The organism is Rhodococcus sp. G6(2025) (assembly GCF_058628105.1).
The window spans coordinates 6,911,442-6,927,387 of sequence record NZ_CP179750.1 but is presented as its reverse complement, the minus strand read 5'-3'; the positions used below and the strand labels follow the sequence as shown (position 1 = coordinate 6,927,387).

Here is a 15,946-nt window from a genome sequence, read left to right as displayed (position 1 = left end):
CGTTCATTTACACCGAATAGCTATTCATACTTCATGAACACGCCCTCATTGCGCAGTCCCTGAGAGGAATCACCGTGACCGACTACGAAGACATCACCTACGAGGTCGACGGCCCGGCTGCCGTCGTGACGATCAACCGCCCCGCGCGCTACAACGCCTTTCGTGGCAAGACCGTCGAGGAGCTGATCAAGGCCTTCCGCTCGGCGTGGGCCGACGACGCGGTGCAGGCGATCATCCTCACCGGTGCGGGGGAGAAGGCGTTCTGCACCGGCGGCGACGTCAAGCAGCGCGCGGAGACCGGCGACTACGGCCCGACCGAGAGCGGAATGTTCGAGATCGGCAACCTGCACAAGCTGATCCGCGACGTCCCCAAGCCCGTCATCGCGGCGGTGAACGGCATCGCGGTCGGCGGGGGACATGTGCTCCACGTGCTCTGCGACCTCACCATCGCGTCCGAGACCGCGAAGTTCGGCCAGGCAGGTCCCCGCGTCGGCTCCTTCGACGCAGGCTTCGGGTCCGCCTTCCTGGCGCGAGTCGTCGGCGAGAAACGCGCCCGGGAGATCTGGTACCTCTGCCGCCAGTACGACGCCGTCACCGCCGAACGCTGGGGCCTGGTCAACTGGGTGGTCCCCGCCGACCGACTGCTCGACGAGGCCAAGGCCGTCGCCGCGGAGATCGCCGAGAAGAGCCCCACCACCTTGCGTTTCCTGAAGCAGTCGTTCAACGCCGACACCGATCACCAGGCCGGACTGAGCAACCTCGCAATGTCTGCGCTGGACCTGTTCACGCACTCGCCCGAGGGTCTCGAGGGTGCGGCGGCGTTCGCGGAGAAGCGCAAGCCCGATTTCACCAAGTACGTGAACGCCTGAGTCCGACAGCACGGGAAGTGGGAAAAACCATGAGCAACACCATCGCAGTGGTCACCGGCGCAGGATCCGGCATCGGCCGGGCCATCGCCCTCGCGCTCGCCGAGCAGGGCGACACGGTGGTCGTCGCCGACCTCGACCTGCAGGCCGCGGAGAAGACGGCAGCCGAACGGCCCGACCGGCTCTTTCCGATGACTGTCGACGTCGCCGACCGGGCGCAGGTCGACGCCCTGCGCGACCGGGTGAGGGCCGAGGTCGGCGTCGCGAACGTCCTCGTCAACGCGGCGGGATGGGACCGCACCGACCAGTTCCTCAACGCCACGACCGAATTCGCCGAGAAGGTCGTCGCCATCAACTACCTCGGGCCCGTCCACATGTGCAGTGCGTTCCTTCCCGGCATGGTGGAGGCGGGTAACGGTGGGCGCGTCATCAATCTCGCGAGCGATGCAGGCCGTGTCGGCAGTGCGGGGGAGAGCATCTACGCCGGTGCGAAGGGCGGCGTGATCGCGCTGTCGAAGTCGCTCGCCCGGGAGATGGCCCGGTACGGGATCAACGTCAACTGCGTGTGCCCCGGCCCGACCGACACCCCGCTGTTCCAGGCGCAGGCGGAGAAGCTCAAAGAGGCTCTGGTGAAGGCCATTCCGTTCCGGCGGCTCGCCCGCCCGGAGGAAGTGGCGGCGCCGGTCCTGTTCTTCGCGTCCGAATCCGCATCGTTCATCACGGGCCAGGTGATCAGCGTCAGCGGTGGCCTCACCATGGCCGGCTGACCGGCACCGGGACGGAGGACTCATCATGACGTACACATACGATGCTCACGCCTATCGTCAGTACTTCGAGCACGATTTCACCTATCTGAACGGCTTCCGGCGCAACACCCACCGGTATGCCGATCGACTCGCGATGCAGTCCCCGTCGACCGGGGAGAGCTGGACGTACGCCGAACTCGGCGATCGCGTCGACCGGCTCGCCACCGGGCTTGCCCGCGCCGGCGTCGCTCCGGGCGATGTCGTGGCCTACCAGTTGTTCAACGGTTCCGAATTCGCCCAGCTGTACCTGGCCGGGCAGGCCTGCGGCGCGGTCGGAGCGCCGATGAACTTCCGGCTCGCGTCCGGGGAGACGGCGGTCATCCTCGACGCGAACCGCCCCACGGTGTTCGTCTACGACACCGAGATCGGCGAGATGGTGCGGGATGCCTTGTCGCGCTCCACACACAAGCCCGCTCTCGTCGTTGCCGTCGGACCCGGAGAACCACTGCCGGGAAACGGTTTCGAGGTGATTCGCTTCGACGAACTCGTGGCCGAGTCGGCCTCACCGCCGGACGTGAGTCGCACGGTGTGGGACGAAACCACACGGCTGTTCACGTCCGGAACCACCGGCATGCCCAAGGGGGTTCCGCTGAACAGCATGATCGAGATCTTCAGCGCCCACGACGTGATCATGCACTTCCCGCTGACAGCGGAAGACAAGACACTGAACATGACTCCGTGGTTCCACCGCGGCGGACTGTACTGCGCCGGGCCGAATCCCACGTTCTATCTCGGTGCCTCGCTGGTGGCGCAGCGCAGCTTCGACGCCGAGGTCACCCTCGACTACGTCGAGGAATGCGGGCTGACGTTCCTGATCGGTGCCCCGACCAACCTGGCGATGCTCGCTCGCGCACAGGAGGAGAAGCCCCGGGACCTGTCGACACTCAACGGCATCGTGACGATGGGCGCGCCACTCGAACGGGAAGCGGCACTGCACTATCAGAAGGTGCTGAATCCCCGCATCTTCAACGGGTACGGCAGCACCGAAGGATTCTGGAATACCTTCCTCCGGCCCACCGATCTGCCGGAGATGGCCGGGACCGCCGGGCGGGCCTGCATCGACGACGACGTCGCCGTGGTCAGGCTGTTCGACGACCGCCTCGCCGACGCTCACGAGACGGTCGCCAAGGACGGAACCGAGATCGGTGAGGTCATCGTCCGCTCACCGAAAGGCGCCAACGCCTACTTCGATGCCCCGGAGCAGGAGAAACGGAAGTTCCGGAACGGCTGGCTCCACATCGGCGATCTGGCCACGTGGGACGACAAGGAGTTCGTGACGATCGTCGGCCGCAAGGACGACATGCTCCTGTCCGGCGGCGAGAACGTGCACCCCGTGCAGATCGAGGAAGCACTGGGCGAACATCCGTCGGTCACGGATTCGCTGGTGGTCGGGGTTCCCGACGACAAGTGGGGGCAGGTCGTCGTCGCGTACGTCGTCACCACCGCACCGGTCCCGTCCGCGGACGATCTGGACGACTTCTGCCGCAGGCACCCGATGCTGTCGCAGTTCAAGCGCCCCCGCGCCTACCGCTTCGTGGAGTCACTGCCCGTGTCGGCGACGGGAAAGAAGTTGCATTACAAGGCCACCGATACCGCGCGCCGGGAATTCGAGAGCGGGGCATTCGTGGTCCCGAGTGCCCGCGGACCCCACACCCTCAGTTCGTAAAGGACACCGTCATGACCATCGAATTCGAGTCCGAGCACCACCAGTTCCGGGACAGTGTCCGCAGCTTCGTGCGCGAGCGGATCGTCCCGCGGCACGAGCAGTGGGAAAGTGAAAGCTGTCTCGACCCGGCACTGTTCACCGACGCGGGTAAGCAGGGGCTGCTCGGTTTCCCGGTTCCCGAAGCCTACGGCGGCCCCGGCGTCGAGGACTTCCGCTACAACGCGATCGTCGTCGACGAGGTCAATCGCGCGGGCGCCGCCGCCGCGGGCATCGCGTTCTCCCTGCAGAACGACGTCGTGCTGCCATACCTGACGGACATGACGACCGAGGAGCAGAAAGCACGCTGGCTTCCCGGAACCGTCACCGGTGAAACGATTCTCGGCATCGCGATGACCGAGCCGGGCACCGGCAGCGACCTCACCGGGATCCGCACCACGGCAGTGCGCGACGGCGACCATTACGTGGTGAACGGCAGCAAGACGTTCATCTCCAACGGTCAGAACGGCACGCTCTTCGTCGTCGCCGTGCGCACGTCTGCGGACAAACACAAGGGGCTCTCGCTGCTCGTCGTCGAATCCGACACACCGGGGTTCTCCCGGGGCCGCAACCTCGAGAAGATCGGGCTGCACGCCCAGGACACGAGCGAGCTGACGTTCACCGACATGTGCGTGCCGGTCGCCAACCTCCTCGGTGAGGAGGGGCAGGGTTTCTATCAGCTCGTCCACAATCTGCCGCAGGAGCGCCTGTCACTGTCCGTCGGCGCGGTCTCGGCCGCCGAGGGCGTGCTCGAGCAGACCCTGGAATACGTGAAGGAACGCAGCGCCTTCGGAAAGCCGATCGCCGGTTTCCAGAACACCCAGTTCGTTCTCGCGGAACTGGCCACGGAACTCGATCTGGCCCGCACGTATCTCGACGACTGCATCCGGCAGCACGTACGCGGAGAGCTGACCCCGGCCCGTGCGGCGCGGCTCAAGTGGTGGACCACCGAACTGCAGGTTCGCGTCGCCGACCGCTGCCTGCAGCTGCACGGCGGCTACGGGTACATGCGCGAGTACGCGGTGGCGCGCGCGTTCGTGGACGCCCGGATCCAGACGATCTACGGCGGTACCACCGAGATCATGAAGACCATCGTGGCGAAGGATCTCGGTATCTGACCCGGGCCGGACTGCGGTTCCGGCCCCGCGCGGGATACTGTGAATACTCGTTCACCGCAGGTTCTGCCAGCAAGGAGAGGTCATCTGTCATGGCGAAGGACACGTCCGCCGTTTCACTCGACGAAGCCGTCCGCGCCGTCCGCGTCAGCTCGAGGCGACGCCAGGTGCTCGACGCCGCGGTCACGGTGATGCAGCGGACCGGCTTCCACCAGATGTCCATGCAGGCACTGGCCGACGAGGCCCAGGTGAGTGTCGGACTGATCTACAAGTACTTCGGTGGCAAGGAGGACATCCTCCTCGCCACGATCGTCGACATCCTCGACGCCTTCCGCGATCAACTCGAGCCCGCGATGGACGCAGCGGGCACCGACCCCGTCGAGCGGCTGGTGGCCGGGTTCCGGCGCTATGTGGAGATCGTCGACGAGAATCTGGATGCCGTCGTGCTGACGTACCGGGAGAGTCGGACACTCGACCAGGATGGGCGTGAGCGAATCAAGGAACTCGAGGTGGCGACGTCCAAGCCGCTCCACGACGCCCTCGACGCCGCGATTGCCGCGGGTATCGCGAGCGATCTCGACGTCGACCTGACGACGTTCGACATGATGATGCTCGCGCACGGGTGGGCGCTCAAGCACTGGCACTTCGCTGCCCGCTACACGGTGGACCAATACATCACGGCGCAAACACGATTCATTCTCCGCACCGTGCTGTCGGACCGGAGCGCCGCCGCGTACCGACACCTGACGGAGTGACCGCGCATACGCTGGCCGGATGACCAGATGGCGGTTCGACGGGGAGATCACGGGCCTGGGTACCGGTTCGGGCGTGCGCATCGTCGTCGGACACTGGTCGCGATCGCCGCTCGGTGAGTTCACGGATGTCATGGTCGAACTCGCCGACGGTCACCGCGTGCTCCTCGCCCCGTCGGACGCGGTCCACGACTTCGTCACCGCGACGTACGTCTTCGACGAAACCGTGATCACGCCTGTGCGGCGCTCGCGGTCCGGTGGCACTCGGACAGTCGAGGCCGGGGACCTGCGCGTGAGCGTCGAGGTCGGCGCCCGCACCGCGCTCGGGCGCCTGCTGAACCTGATCCCGCGGGCCGTCGCGAGTGCACCGTGGTTCTGTGTGGTCAGCGACCCGATCGCCCGCGCCGCTCTCCGTGGTGTGCGCACCCGTGGCACCGCAGGCAACGGGCGTCGCGAGTACTACGGCGCCGTCGATCAGCGGCGGCTGGTGGGAATGTCCGCATCCTGGCGCGGCCGGGACCTCGGCCCGCTGCGGCCCGTGCATCCGCCCGTCCGCTTCGGGTTCGGCTCGACGCCGCGGACCCCGGCTGTCACCTCGATCGTCACCACCATCGTCGACTAGTCGAAGAGGGTGGGGGCCTCTCCCGGCTGTTCCCGGTCGGCCGGTTCGACCTCGCCGGCCGGGCTCGTCGCCTTGTGCACCACGGACAGGGTGGTCGTCCGAACCGAGAGCCGATGTCCGTCGGGATGCTGCAGCGACGCCATGCCCTTGCTGAGCTCGACCACCAGCCAGGGACCGGCGTGACCGGACGCCTGCACCAGATCGCCCACCTGTATCTGTACGGCTACCACCGCTTCCTCCCAAGGTTTACTGCATCGGCCTAGGCCCAGCGTAGCGACATCGGCGGGTGTCAGCCGAGTGACGGGAACTCGATCGGGTGAGACCGGACAGGCAGCTCGATATGATGCTCATCGAGGTCTGTCCGCGAACCCCACGACTGATCCGAGCATGCACGATGACGCGAAAGTGGTCACGGCGGTCAATCGGAGCGCTGTCCCGGCGCGGCGCGGCGTCCCCCCGGGCGGCTTTCGATTCGGACGCGCGCCAACTGCCTGCGCGTCTGATATCGCTCCTGGTGCGACCGACCACCCCTCCGTTGTGGTTGGGGATCGTGGTCGCCGCCACCGTGATCACCGTGGAAACCGTTGTGGTGCATCAGCTGAACAAGGTGGCACCGCAGAACGCCTTCGGTGCGGTGTTCCTGCTCGGGGTTCTGGTGGTCTCGGCTCGGTGGGGATTCGCGCTGTCGGTGCTGACGACAGTGGTGAGCGCCGTCATCTACGTCTACTTTCACCTGCAGGTGGAGGGCACGCTGCTTCCGGCCAAACCCGGCGACTGGGTAGCCGTCGTGGTGTTCCTGCCCGTCGCGCTGGTGGCCAACCTCATGGCGGGCCAGGCCAGATTGCGCACCGCGGAAGCGGTTCTGCGCCGCCGGGAGGCGGAGGCGAGCCGGGACGAACTCGCGATCCTCGCCGAACACCAAGCCGCACTGCGCCGGGTGGCGACATTGGCGGCCCGTGGGGAGAGCCCCTCCGAGGTGTTCACGGCGGTGGCCGAAGAACTCGCGCTCTGGCTGCATGTGGTCGACGCCGTGCTGATTCGCTACGAGGGAGACGGAACCGGGACATTGGTCGCTGTTCGATACGAGCCGAGGGAAACTCGGATGCCCGTCACCGGAGACACGATCTCGACGGAGGGCGACGACGTCGGGGCGATCGTATTGCGCACCGGCCACGGCGCCAGGATCGACAACCACGCACACGTCGGTGGGGCAGTTGCCACCCGCATTCGTGCGGAAGGCTTCGGATCGATCGTGGGAGTCCCGATCGTCGTGGACAAACGGGTGTGGGGCGCCGCGATCGTCGGATCGCGGCGCACCGAGCCGCTGCCCGCGGACACCGAGACCCGACTCGGTGACTTCGCCGATCTCGTCGCGACCGCGATCGCCAATGCTGCGACCCGTGCCGAACTGATCGCCTCGCGGGCCAGGATCGTCGCGGCCGCCGACGACGCGCGGCGTCGCCTGGAACGTGACCTGCACGACGGGGCCCAGCAGCGGCTGGTGTCGCTGGGACTCGAGGTGCGGTTGGCGGAGGCGTCGGTGCCGGCCGAGTGGGTGGACGTGCGGGAGCAGCTGTCGGCCATCGCGTCGGGGCTCACAGGCGTGTCGGAGGATCTGCGGGAACTCTCGCACGGAATCCATCCGGCGATCCTGTCGAAGGGCGGGCTGGGATCGGCGGTGCGGACGCTGGCTCGTCGTTCCGCAGTCCCCGTCGCTCTCGATGTCGCGATCGAGGGCCGGTTCTCCGAATCGGTCGAGGTGGCCGCCTACTATGTGGTCGCCGAGGCGCTCACCAATGCCGCCAAGCACGCCCACGCCTCCGAGGTCGAGGTGTCCCTGCGGGCGGAGGACGGCGCTCTGCATCTGGTGATCGGGGACGACGGCGTCGGCGGTGCCTCGTCCGGTGCGGGCTCCGGGCTCATCGGACTACAGGACCGTGTCGAGGCACTCGGCGGCCACATGCAGATCACGAGCCCGCCCGGTCACGGGACCACGCTGGACATCACCATCCCGGTCGCCGGCGAGTGACCGGGAGGATTTACCTGCTAGCGGGAATGCGTACCGGCAGGTACCGGGTCGACCATGGACCACATGGTGTTGCAATTCGGTCGTCTACGGTGCGTGATCGTCGACGACAGCCCACGTTTTCTGGACATTGCCCGCCGACTGCTCGAGCAGCAGGGCATCACGGTGGTCGGTACGGCGTCGAACACTGCCGACGCGGTCCGGTCGGCCACGGAGTTGCAGCCCGACGTCATCCTCGTGGACGTCGAACTCGGACCGGAGAGCGGATTCGACCTCGCGGAGCGGCTCCACGAGGAGGCGCACCCGGCCGCGGTGGTCCTGATTTCCACTCACGCCGAGCAGGACCTGGCGGAGTTGATCTCCGGGAGCCCCGCGGTGGGCTTCGTGTCGAAGTCCGATCTGTCGTCCGATGCCATCCAGGATGTGCTCCAAGCCGGTGACGGAACCGAAGGGGAGCGGGTGGCCCCGGTCAGCGGGCCTCGAGGAAGGTGACGACCGCGAGTACTCGTCGGTGATCGTCGCCGGTCTCCGGGAGGTTCAGTTTGGTGAGGATGCTGCGCACGTGTTTCTCGACGGTGCCCTCGGTGACCCACAGCCGGCGGGCGATGCCGGCATTGGAACGTCCTTCCGCCATGAGGGCCAGTACCTCCCGCTCCCGCGCACTGAGTGCGGCGAGCGGGTCGTTGCGCCTGCGGGCGGAGACCAACTCCTGCACCAGCGCGGGGTCGACGACGGACGACCCCGCGGCGATGCGCTGGAGAGTATCGATGAAATCGTCCACGTCGGTGATCCGGCTCTTGAGCAGGTAGCCGATTCCCCGGCCGCTGGCCAGTAGCTCCATCGCGTGTTCGACGTCGGCGTGCGCCGACAGGACCAGGATGCCGACTTCGGGGAATTCGTCGCGGATCGCCCGGGCCGCGTCGAGCCCTTCGGTGGTGTGGGTGGGGGGCATCCGGATATCGACCATCACCAGGTCGGGCGCTCGCTCCCGGACCAGGTCGAGGAGTGTGGTTGCGTCGCCCGCCTGTTCCAGGACGTCGAAGCCGGAGCGCGTGAGCAGGCTCGCCACACCCTCGCGGAGCAGGACGTCGTCTTCGGCCAGGATCACGCGCAGGCGGGTCGTCACCGGGCCGCTCGCCGAACTCGCCGGTGCCCGAGCCGACTGTGGGTGTTCGCGGGCGTGGTCGTCGCCGGTGTCGGTGGGCACGGCCATGTCGTCGACGGTCAGGCCGTGGCGGCGTTGGATCCGCCGCAATTCGTCCCCGAACTCGGCGGCGGTCGCGGGACGATCCTCGGTGTTGCCCGCCATCGCATGGTTGACGGCGGAGCGCACGTCGGCGGGTATGTCGGTCTGCGTGGCACCGGGCAACGTTCCGTCGGTGGTCTGCGGCACCTGAGTGGCCGTCTGCTCGGCTCGGGGGGCGTGACCGTTGAGCGCGCACAGCAGCGTGGCCCCGAGGCTGTAGAGATCCGACGCCGGTGTGGGGGTCTGTCCCTGGAGTACCTCGGGTGCGGTGAACGCGGGGGAACCGGAGATGAGGCCGGTGGCGGTCTCGAAGCCACCCGAGATTCGCGCGATGCCGAAGTCGGTGAGTTGAGGCTCCCCGTATTCGGTGAGCAGGATGTTCGCGGGCTTGATGTCGCGGTGGAGGGTGCCTCGTCGGTGTGCCGTCTCGAGTGCCCCGGCGATCTTGACCCCGATGTGCAGCGACTCCTGCCAGCTCAGTGGGCCCGCCTCGCGGATCAGCGCGTTGAGGGAATCGCGCGGGTGGTACTGCATCACGATGTAGGGTGCGCCCGATTCCGTGGTGCCGCTCTGGAAGATGCTGACGATGTTGGGATGCCCGGACAGTTTGCCCATGGCGTGCTGTTCGCGGAGAAATCGGTCGAGATTGTCCGAGTCGAGTGCGGCGGCAGTGAGCACCTTGATGGCAACAGTGCGCTCGAGGGAGCGCTGCCGGCAGCGGTAGACCGCTCCGAAACCGCCACGTCCGACTTCGTGGGCATCGTCGAAGCCGGCCGCGGCCAGCTCTACCGCAATCGTCCCGAGCGGATCGGACCGCGTCGCCGGAGGATGGAATTCGGCCATCGTCGACCGCGAGTTTCGCCGTCCGTGAGAAAAGAAAAGCGCGCGATCACCGTCGAAGTGACCGACTTCGAGAATACGTCATCGGCGCCGGGCCCGACACGCCGTGAGGCGGCCTCGCATACATCGAGCGGTCATGGAATTGCAGCTACCTGGAAGACCGAGATTGGCGCTGGTGGCATCCGGAAGCTCCTGCTGGCAGTGGCGACGCCGGGCCCCGTTTCCACGACGATTTACATCAATGGTCGTTCGATCATCAACCCATCACCTGCACCGCACAAGTCGGTGCGGCACAGAAAGAAAATGAAGGTGAGAACAATGAGCAAGTTCGCACTCCGCGCGGCGGTCGCCGTAGCCGCAATCGCACCCCTGGTCGCCCTCGGTGCCGGAACTGCTTCCGCCGCAACAGTACCCGATGGGGTGGCTACTCCTGTCGCCCGCGTCGTGCCGGATGCGGGTCCTGTGACGGACCTTCCGGATTCGGGTTTCCCGTGGGGCTGGCCGGGAACGACCGGGCCTATCGGGCCCGGACGCGAGGATGTGGGGCCCTTCCACGGCGGGTTCGGCGAATTCGGCGGCTTCGGTCACTTCGGTCACTTCGGCGGCCACGGTGGGTTCTAGCCGGCCTCGGCGCCCGGCCGGATCGTGCCCATCGCCGCCGCGGCGCTGAAGTCCATCGACCTCGTGACGGACGGCATGCCTGTCACCAACCGAAAGGATCACGGTCCGCCCCGGGTACCCACGTGTTGCCGGGGCCGGTCCACTGACGCCGTTTGATCATCTTGCGGGCGGCCCGGTGATTGCGTCCGACGAGCCGGTCGAGGTAGAGATGCCCGGCGAGATGGTCGGTTTCGTGCTGCAGGCAGCGGGCCAGGTAACCGGTGCCCTCGACGGAGATCGGGTTGTTGTCGATGTCCACGCCGACCACTCGCGCCCAGTCGGCCCGGCCCGTCGGGTAACGCTCGCCCGGAACGGAGAGGCATCCCTCGAGGTCGTCCGGGTCGGGCATGGTCTCGGGCAGAGGTGAAGTCTCGAGTACCGGATTGATGACGTGCCCTCGATGCCGTCGGGTGTCGTCGATCAGGTCGTACACGAAGATCGCTCTCGGGTCTCCGACTTGGTTGGCGGCCAGGCCGGCCCCGTGAGCTGCGGTGTTGGTCTCGTAGAGGTCGTCGACGAAGGCGGCGAGTGCGCTGTCGAACGCGGTGACCGGCACCGCTGGTGTGGTCAGTCTGGTGTCTCCGGCAATGAGGATCGGTCGAATAGCCATTCGAAAGAGAGTACTCAAATATGAGTACTCCGGTAGAACTGATGGCATGAATCCCACGCGGCTGTTCGTCCTCGGCGCTCTCGCCAAGCGGGGACCCATGCACGGTCACCAGCTGCGTCGCGACGCGCGTCTGGATCGAGCCGAATTGTGGTCACAGGTGAAGCCCGGGTCGCTCTACGGTGCGTTGCATCGGCTCGCGGACGAGGGTCTGATCCGGCCGTTGCGAACAGAGCAGGACGGTGCGCTGCCCGCCAGAACCGTGTACGAGATCACGGCGGAAGGCGCCAGGGAGCTTCGAGCGCTTCGTGACGAGGCGTTCACCGAGTTCGAACTCAAACCGGACCCCGTCGACCTCGCCCTGGCTGTGAGCGCGGATCTCGACCGAGAGGTACTTCGCGGCTACGTCGAGGACCGCATCGCGGTCCTCGCGGCACGCGAGCTGCAGTTCGATCACCAGCTCGATCGTCGATGGCCCGACCAGAGTGCGGCGGACGATCTCATCGTCGCCCACGCCAAGATGCGCATCCAGACCGAGATCGCCTGGCACAAGAAAGTGCTCGCCGACATCGACAAGCTGGAGGCACGGTGATCCGCGGAGGGGAGGAACCGGTCAACGGCGGCTGTCGGAGCGGAGTCGGCGGGCGTGCCGCCTGCGGTCGGCTTCGGTCATCCCGCCCCAGATTCCGTACGGTTCGTCCTCGGCCAGGGCGTGGTCGCGGCACTGGGCGAGCACAGGACAGTCCTGGCAGATCTGCTGGGCGTTCGCTTCGCGACGGGCTCGCGCATGACCGCGTTCGCCGTCGGGGGAGAAGAACACCGACGATGCGACTCCGCGGCATGAGGCCAGCTCGCGCCAGTCCTCGGGGTGGGGCGCGGCCGCGGGGGCCGGTGTTCGTGACGTTTCTGCCAACAGCACTGCGGTCCTTCCGTTCCCGGAACGTGGAACAGAACCACGTGTCGGGAAACAGATATCGATGTTCTTCGTGTGAGCGTCGGTATCGGTTACGAGCTATCCCGTTAACAAACCGGACGGCCTGTTTAAGGGTATACCGGACGACCACACGACTGCGCCACTGGGTCGGATGTCCAGTAGTGCGGCGGTGCATCGACGTGCTTGCGGACGGATTGACGAGTGTGTCGGGAGAAACTTCCGAGGTCCTTAACGTTGCACGGCGGAGTCGAGGAGCGGAACCACCTGGTCCAGGGCCCAATCGAGGCTGGGCGGTGAGGGGAAGGCGATGGACTGTGCCTGCGTCGGTGCCAGCGGCACGTATGCGCCGCGCTCGACAGCGCCGAGCGACTGGAATGCCGGCTGCTGTTCCACACTCTCCAACGCGCCATTGGAACTCGTCGCCAGGATGAGATCGGCATCGGTGTCGGCGAGCAGTTCAGTGCTGATCTGGGCACGCCCGGGGATATTGCTGACAGGTTGCGCCGTGGCGAACGGGGTCAGCGCCAAACCCAGTTGGTCGAGGAACTTCGCTCCGGCGTCGTCGGTCGAATTGACGACGTACGTCGAGTCGGGCTGCGGTCCCACGAAGAAGGTGTAGGTCTTGCCGTCGAGGGCGGGGTGGGCGGCGGCGGCGTCGTCGATAGCCGATTCGGTCTGCGCCACCACGTCGTCTCCCTGCGAGGAGATACCGAGCGCGGCGGCGATCGTCTGCGTCGCGTCCTGCCAGGTCTCGGCCGAGGGGGTGTCGGCATAGTGCACGACGGGAGCCAGTTCCGAGAGTTGGCTGTATTGATTGTCGAGCCCGAATGACTTGGTGGCGACGATGAGATCAGGAGCCTGTGCGGCGACTTCTTCGACCGAGACATTGGTGTTGACACCCTGGAGAATGGCCGGGTGGGCGTCCCCGAGACTATCCGCCGTCCACGGCTGCACGCCCGACTCGTTCGGCGCCTTCCCGATTGCGACCGGAGTCACGCCGAGCGACAGCAGAATGTCGGCGTCGGTCCAGCTCAACGCGACGACGCGGTCCGGGCGCTCGTCGATCGTCGCCGACCCCAGCGCGCCCGTCGTGGTCACGGGGAAGGCATCACTGCTCGCGGAGGTCGCGGGTGAGTCCGTCTCGGATGACGCGCACCCGGCGACCACCGTTCCGACCAAGAGAACCGCCGCCATGATCCCTGCAACCCGCATCCGTCACTCCTCACCTCGCCACGACGTTGTAAGGGCAGGCTAACCGCTCCGGGGAATGGCGCAAGCCGGATTCCGCGATGCAGGTCATGGACGGGCCGCGACGACGAGCGATGCCATCGCCCTCAGTCCGTCGTGCGTGGGGTGCAGGGGCATCGTGAACGATCGGGGGACGAGGCCTTCGAACCACCGTAGATCGGATCCAGCGCACGCGTCGTGCCCCACCGCGGCGGCGGCCACGTCGACGAAGTACGCGCCGTTACTCCGTGCCGCGCCGGCGAGAACGCTGTTCATACTCACGAAGAACTGCACCACGAAGGCGGCGTCGGCATCGCTCGTGGGGATATAGGGCCAGCAACCGCGGTCGCCGAAGATGCCGCCGTGCCCCACCAGCAGCACGGTCGCAGCGGGGGCCTTCTCGGTGATCGCAGCCAGGGTGGCGGACACCTTCGGGCCGAGCACGGTGAGAGCGTCGTTCATGCGCCGGGCCGTGGTGGCGTCGGAGCGACAGGTCGCGTCGAGCCCCGGGGCGAGCGTGTAGCAGGGCTCCACCAACGATGACCACGCGATGTCGTTTCCCCCGATGCTGACGGTGACGAACGTCGTGTCCGGCCGGAGTGCCCCGATCTGCGGTGGTTGCGGTCCGGTGATGGTGAATTGTGGTGTTTCCGTGATGTTTTCGGTCTTTGCTGCCGCGCACGCCCTGCTGACGTACGATTCCGCGTGCAGGGTGTCGGCGACGATCTGCGGGTACGCGTCGGCTGTGCGGAAACACCCGTCTCGGATCGACAACGGATCGAGTAGAGACCCGGTGGCTCGCGAGTCACCTAACGCGACGTACCGGATGGCGGAGTCCGGCGCGGCGTCGGCAATGGCGACATGCGACCACGGGAGTGCGAGCGCCACCACGCACCCGGCGAGGACCGCCGACAGCGCCGACTTCACGGGAAGGCTTCGAGGACGACCGGATGGTGGGGGACCGGCGGGTTTTTCGTCATCACTCATCATATTTCCGCGCACCGGATATCGACCTGACTTCGACGGACTCGGCTCCATGCGAGTCTGCGCAAGTCGCGGACTTCGCGTCACGCTGAGTCCAATCGGTGACATCCATCGCCGCGTTGTTGAAGGCTGAACTAAGACTTCCGACGATCAAGGAGCCACACCATGTCTCGTGAACTACACCTCGCCGGCTTCCTCATCGCCTCGCACGTCACCCACTCCCACGCCGCGTGGCGGGACCCGGCGTCGGAGACCGACTACCTCGGACCCGATTACTACCGGCGCGTGGCGCAGACACTCGAACGCGGAAAGTTCGACTTCCTGTTCTTCGCCGATCTCCTCGCCACACCCGTTCGATACGGCAACGACATCCGTGTCCCCCTGAGCAGTGGAACGCAGGCGTCGGCGACCATCGACCCCTCGCTGGTGGCGGCGGGCCTGGCCAACGTAACCGAGAAGATCGGTCTGGCGATCACCAAGTCCACCACCTACTTCCACCCGTACGAGGTGGCGCGGATCTTCGCCACCCTCGACCACCTGTCCCGAGGCCGGGCGGGCTGGAACGTCGTCACCTCGCTCAATCAGGCGGAGGCCCAGAACTTCGGCATCGAGAACCACCTCGGTCACGACGAGCGGTACGACCGCGCCCAGGAATTCCTCGAGGTCGCATTCAAGCTCTGGGGGAGCTGGGATCGTGACGCCCTGGTGCAGGACAAGGCGTCGGGTGTGTTCGCCGATCCCGACAAGGTGCGCACCATCGACCACGAGGGCGAGTGGTTCAAGACGCGCGGACCGTTGACGGTGCCGCACTCACCGCAGAGCCGACCCGTGATCATCCAGGCCGGGTCCTCCTCGGTCGGTAAGGACTTCGCTGCCCGCTGGGCCGAGGCGATCTTCGAGATCGACCCGACGAGTGAGGGCCGTAAGGCCTACTACGACGACGTGAAGTCGCGTGCATCGAACTTCGGGCGCAACCCCGACGACATCAAGATCTTCCCGTCGTTCGTGCCGTTCGTCGGGGAGACCGAGTCGATCGCGCGGGAGAAGCAGGCGTTCCACAACGAACTCGCCGACCCCATCTCCGGCCTGATCACGTTGTCGGTGCACACCGATCACGACTTCTCGCAGTACGACCTCGACGCCCCGATCGAGGATGTCGTCGTGCCGGGCACCCAGGGGTTGTTCGACGTCGCGCGCCGGCTCAGCGTCGAGGACGACCTCACGTTGCGCGACATCGGCAAGCTGTATGCCCAGGGTGTGCTGCTGCCGCAGTTCGTCGGGACGGCGTCGCAGATCGCCGATCAGATCGAGGAAGGATTCCTCGGCGGGGAGGCGGACGGGTACATCCTGTCGGCGGCCCAGGCGCCGGGAACGTTCGACGACTTCGTCGACCTCGTCGTTCCCGAGTTGCAGAGGCGTGGACTCTTCCGCACCGACTACACCGGAAGCACCCTGCGTGACCACCTCGGTCTGGGCGGCGCGAGTCTCACTCCCGCACCGCGCGGAGTGGCCGTCGGCGCCTGACGTCGGCGGCTACCTCGCCGGGTGGGATCTGAGCG

General features: G+C 66.7%; 17 protein-coding genes. 11 read left to right on the top strand and 6 right to left on the bottom strand.

Going from position 1 to position 15,946, the window contains the following annotated elements; translation table 11 throughout:
- Positions 1–74 precede the first annotated feature (74 nt).
- The 6 genes from ACLIVD_RS32085 to ACLIVD_RS32060 all read left to right on the top strand — a co-directional run bounded on the left by ACLIVD_RS32085 (position 75) and on the right by ACLIVD_RS32060 (position 5,863).
- A complete protein-coding gene (locus ACLIVD_RS32085; protein WP_283332016.1) occupies positions 75–869 on the top strand; it encodes an enoyl-CoA hydratase-related protein in 795 nt (264 codons plus the stop codon).
- Between the two features lie 29 nt (positions 870–898).
- Positions 899–1,633 (top strand): SDR family NAD(P)-dependent oxidoreductase, encoded by a 735-nt coding sequence (locus tag ACLIVD_RS32080; protein WP_491931252.1) that lies wholly within the window; start codon positions 899–901, stop codon positions 1,631–1,633.
- Between the two features lie 25 nt (positions 1,634–1,658).
- The gene (locus ACLIVD_RS32075) at positions 1,659–3,338 is read left to right on the top strand and encodes a class I adenylate-forming enzyme family protein (RefSeq protein ID WP_491931251.1); all 1,680 of its coding nucleotides are present in this window, start codon (positions 1,659–1,661) and stop codon (positions 3,336–3,338) included.
- 11 nt (positions 3,339–3,349) lie between these two features.
- Positions 3,350–4,492, top strand: a complete 1,143-nt coding sequence (locus ACLIVD_RS32070) for an acyl-CoA dehydrogenase family protein (protein WP_283332013.1) — start codon at positions 3,350–3,352, stop codon at positions 4,490–4,492.
- Positions 4,493–4,581: 89 nt separating this feature from the next.
- Positions 4,582–5,244 carry a TetR/AcrR family transcriptional regulator gene (locus ACLIVD_RS32065; protein WP_283332012.1) on the top strand — a complete coding sequence of 221 codons (663 nt, stop codon included), beginning with the start codon at positions 4,582–4,584 and terminating at the stop codon, positions 5,242–5,244.
- Positions 5,245–5,263: 19 nt separating this feature from the next.
- Positions 5,264–5,863 (top strand): hypothetical protein, encoded by a 600-nt coding sequence (locus tag ACLIVD_RS32060; protein ID WP_491931250.1) that lies wholly within the window; start codon positions 5,264–5,266, stop codon positions 5,861–5,863.
- On the opposite strand, the gene ACLIVD_RS32055 is transcribed toward ACLIVD_RS32060, so the two are convergent.
- A complete protein-coding gene (locus ACLIVD_RS32055; RefSeq protein ID WP_280781313.1) occupies positions 5,860–6,093 on the bottom strand; it encodes a hypothetical protein in 234 nt (77 codons plus the stop codon). The two genes, ACLIVD_RS32060 and ACLIVD_RS32055, sit on opposite strands and share 4 nt — an antisense overlap.
- A 257-nt stretch (positions 6,094–6,350) precedes the next feature.
- Here ACLIVD_RS32055 and ACLIVD_RS32050 point away from each other — a divergent pair, with 257 nt between their 5' ends.
- Both ACLIVD_RS32050 and ACLIVD_RS32045 read left to right on the top strand, forming a co-directional pair.
- The gene (locus tag ACLIVD_RS32050; RefSeq protein ID WP_491932945.1) at positions 6,351–7,892 is read left to right on the top strand and encodes a GAF domain-containing sensor histidine kinase; all 1,542 of its coding nucleotides are present in this window, start codon (positions 6,351–6,353) and stop codon (positions 7,890–7,892) included.
- 54 nt (positions 7,893–7,946) lie between these two features.
- On the top strand, positions 7,947–8,381 hold the full coding sequence (locus tag ACLIVD_RS32045; protein ID WP_491931249.1) for a LytR/AlgR family response regulator transcription factor: 435 nt from the start codon (positions 7,947–7,949) through the stop codon (positions 8,379–8,381).
- Here ACLIVD_RS32045 and ACLIVD_RS32040 read toward each other — a convergent pair.
- Positions 8,359–9,978: a protein kinase domain-containing protein gene (locus tag ACLIVD_RS32040; RefSeq protein WP_491931248.1), complete on the bottom strand. Its 1,620-nt coding sequence runs from the start codon at positions 9,976–9,978 to the stop codon at positions 8,359–8,361. The genes ACLIVD_RS32045 and ACLIVD_RS32040 overlap by 23 nt on opposite strands.
- A gap of 315 nt (positions 9,979–10,293) precedes the next feature.
- Here ACLIVD_RS32040 and ACLIVD_RS32035 point away from each other — a divergent pair, with 315 nt between their 5' ends.
- Positions 10,294–10,596 (top strand): hypothetical protein, encoded by a 303-nt coding sequence (locus ACLIVD_RS32035; protein WP_283332009.1) that lies wholly within the window; start codon positions 10,294–10,296, stop codon positions 10,594–10,596.
- An 82-nt stretch (positions 10,597–10,678) separates the two neighbouring features.
- Here ACLIVD_RS32035 and ACLIVD_RS32030 read toward each other — a convergent pair whose 3' ends face one another.
- Positions 10,679–11,245, bottom strand: coding sequence for a peptide deformylase (locus ACLIVD_RS32030; protein WP_491931247.1), 567 nt, complete (start codon positions 11,243–11,245; stop codon positions 10,679–10,681).
- Between the two features lie 46 nt (positions 11,246–11,291).
- On the opposite strand from ACLIVD_RS32030, the gene ACLIVD_RS32025 reads away from it, so the two are divergent.
- Positions 11,292–11,834 carry a PadR family transcriptional regulator gene (locus ACLIVD_RS32025; RefSeq protein ID WP_283351426.1) on the top strand — a complete coding sequence of 181 codons (543 nt, stop codon included), beginning with the start codon at positions 11,292–11,294 and terminating at the stop codon, positions 11,832–11,834.
- Between the two features lie 21 nt (positions 11,835–11,855).
- Here the strand turns inward: ACLIVD_RS32025 and ACLIVD_RS32020 are convergent, their stop codons facing one another.
- The 3 genes from ACLIVD_RS32020 to ACLIVD_RS32010 all read right to left on the bottom strand — a co-directional run bounded on the left by ACLIVD_RS32020 (position 11,856) and on the right by ACLIVD_RS32010 (position 14,330).
- Complete coding sequence (locus tag ACLIVD_RS32020; RefSeq protein WP_491931246.1) at positions 11,856–12,161, bottom strand: WhiB family transcriptional regulator; 306 nt, start codon at positions 12,159–12,161, stop codon at positions 11,856–11,858.
- A 243-nt stretch (positions 12,162–12,404) separates the two neighbouring features.
- Positions 12,405–13,388, bottom strand: a complete 984-nt coding sequence (locus ACLIVD_RS32015) for an ABC transporter substrate-binding protein (protein ID WP_491931245.1) — start codon at positions 13,386–13,388, stop codon at positions 12,405–12,407.
- 84 nt (positions 13,389–13,472) lie between these two features.
- Positions 13,473–14,330 carry an SGNH/GDSL hydrolase family protein gene (locus ACLIVD_RS32010; RefSeq protein ID WP_491932944.1) on the bottom strand — a complete coding sequence of 286 codons (858 nt, stop codon included), beginning with the start codon at positions 14,328–14,330 and terminating at the stop codon, positions 13,473–13,475.
- A 222-nt stretch (positions 14,331–14,552) separates the two neighbouring features.
- Here ACLIVD_RS32010 and ACLIVD_RS32005 point away from each other — a divergent pair, with 222 nt between their 5' ends.
- A complete protein-coding gene (locus ACLIVD_RS32005; protein ID WP_317569021.1) occupies positions 14,553–15,911 on the top strand; it encodes an LLM class flavin-dependent oxidoreductase in 1,359 nt (452 codons plus the stop codon).
- Positions 15,912–15,946 lie beyond the last annotated feature (35 nt).